The sequence below is a fragment of the Actinophytocola sp. genome, assembly GCF_049647105.1.
GTDB lineage: Bacteria > Actinomycetota > Actinomycetes > Mycobacteriales > Pseudonocardiaceae > Actinophytocola.
In genome coordinates this window covers 1-2189 of record NZ_JBARWZ010000172.1, presented here as the reverse complement: position 1 = coordinate 2189, position 2189 = coordinate 1, and the positions used below count along the sequence as shown (strand labels likewise).

At 74.3% G+C, this 2189-nt stretch carries 2 protein-coding genes; both read left to right on the top strand.

The genetic code is table 11. The features are described from left to right. Nucleotides 1-490: acyl carrier protein (locus WBA97_RS21460; RefSeq protein WP_424232671.1), on the top strand; the 490-nt coding region annotated here is incomplete at its 5' end. 31 nt (nucleotides 491-521) lie between these two features. Beyond that, nucleotides 522-2189: type I polyketide synthase (locus WBA97_RS21455; protein ID WP_424232670.1), on the top strand; the 1668-nt coding region annotated here is incomplete at its 3' end.

The window sequence follows — 2189 nt, the reverse complement described above, 5'->3', positions numbered from 1 at the left end:
GACCCCGGCCGAGCGCGAGCGCACGCTGACCGGGATGGTCCGCGTCAGTGCGTCGGCCGTGCTGCGCCACGACAGCGCCGACGACGTACCGGCCGCCAGGCCCTTCCGCGAGGCGGGCTTCGACTCGCTGACCGCGGTCGAGCTGCGGGACCGCCTCGCCTCGGCCACCGGGCTGCGGCTGCCGGTGACGCTGGTGTTCGACCACCCCACCCCGGCCGCACTGGCCCGGCACCTGCTCGGCCTGCTGACACCGGAACCCGCCGCGCCAGGCGGGGACCTCCCGACGCCCGGCGAGCTCGACCGGCTCGACGCGGCACTGTCCGCGCTGGCCGACGACGACGTCGCCCGCGTCCGCGTGGTGATGCGGCTTGAGGCGCTGCTCGCCAGGCAGCGCACGACCGCCGTCGCCGCCGACCTGTTTGCCCGCCTGGGCACCGCCTCCAACGACGAGTTGTTCGACCTGGTGGACCGGGACCTCGGGGTCAACTGACCTCGCGGTGAAGAAGGAGCGACTGGACACGATGGCTGACGAAAAGAAACTCCGGGACTACCTGGGCCGGGTTGTCGCCGAGCTGCACGAGACCCGCCAGCGCCTGCGCACCGCCTCCGCAGGCGGGCAGGAGCCGGTCGCCATCGTCGCGATGAGCTGCCGGCTGCCCGGCGGGGTGGCTTCCCCCGAGGACCTGTGGCGGCTGCTCGACCACGGCGGCGACGCGGTCACCGGGTTCCCCGCCGACCGTGGCTGGGTGCCGGAGCACCTCGCGGGCCGGGCACACGGCGGCTTCCTGCACGACGCCGCGCGGTTCGATCCCGCCTTCTTCGAGATCAACCCGCGCGAGGCCGTGGCGATGGACCCGCAGCAGCGGCTCGCGCTGGAGATCGCGTGGGAGGTCGTCGAGCGGGCCGGGATCGACCCGCACTCGTTGCGCGGCAGCCGCACCGGCGTGTTCGTCGGCGCCAACGGCCAGGGCTACGACGTGGCCGTCGGCGCGGGCGCGGCGGGCTCGGAGGGTTACGTCATGACCGGCAGCGCCACCTCGGTGGTGTCCGGCCGCATCGCGTACACGCTCGGTCTGGAAGGTCCAGCCGTCACCGTCGACTCGGCGTGCTCGTCCTCGCTGACCGCGCTGCACGTGGCGGGCCACGCGCTGCGGGCTGGCGACTGCACGCACGCACTCGTCGGCGGTGTCACCGTCATGCCGCACCCGACGATGTTCCACGAGTTCGACCGGCAGGGCGGGCTCGCCTCCGACGGCCGCTGCAAGGCGTTCTCCGCCGCCGCCGACGGCATGGGCATGGCGGAGGGCGCCGCGATGGTGCTCGTCACCACCCTGTCGCGGGCGCTGGCCGAGAACCTGCCGGTGCTCGCGGTGATCCGAGGGTCCTCGGTCAACTCCGACGGCGGCTCCAACGGTCTCACCGCGCCGAACGGGCCGTCACAGCAGCGGGTCATCGCCGCCGCGCTGGCCAGTGCCCGGCTCTCCCCAGAGCAGGTCGACGCCGTCGAGGCGCACGGCACCGGCACCCGCCTCGGCGACCCGATCGAGGCGCAGGCCCTGCTCGCGGTCTACGGCGGCGAGCGCGACCGGCCGCTGTGGCTCGGCTCGCTGAAGTCGAACATCGGCCACACCCAGGCCGCCGCGGGCGTCGCCAGCGTCATCAAGACGGTGCTGTCGCTCAACAACGGCGTGCTGCCCCGCACACTGCACGCGGACGAGCCCACCCCGCACGTCGACTGGTCCGCCGGGTCGATCGAACTGCTCACCACCGCGCAGCCGCTGCCCGCCAGCGACGAGCCGCGCCGGATCGGTGTCTCCTCCTTCGGCATCAGCGGTACCAACGCCCACCTCATCGTGGAGAGCGCCCCCGAGCGGGCCGAGCACCCCGTCGCCGATGCCCCGCCGGTCGTCCCGATCCTGGTGTCGGCTCGCACCGAGGCCGCGCTCGCCGCCCAGCTCGACCGCGTGGCCGGGGCCGTCACCCCGGACACCCGCCTCGCCGACCTCGCCCACTCGCTGGCCACCACCCGCGCCGCCTTCGAGTACCGCGCCGCCCTTGTCGCGTCCGATGTGGACGAGGCACGCACCGGCCTCGCCGACCGCGGGTACGTCTCCGGCCACACCGAGCCCGGCCCGCTGGCGTTCCTGTTCTCGGGTCAGGGTTCGCAGCGTGCGGGGATGGGGCGTGAG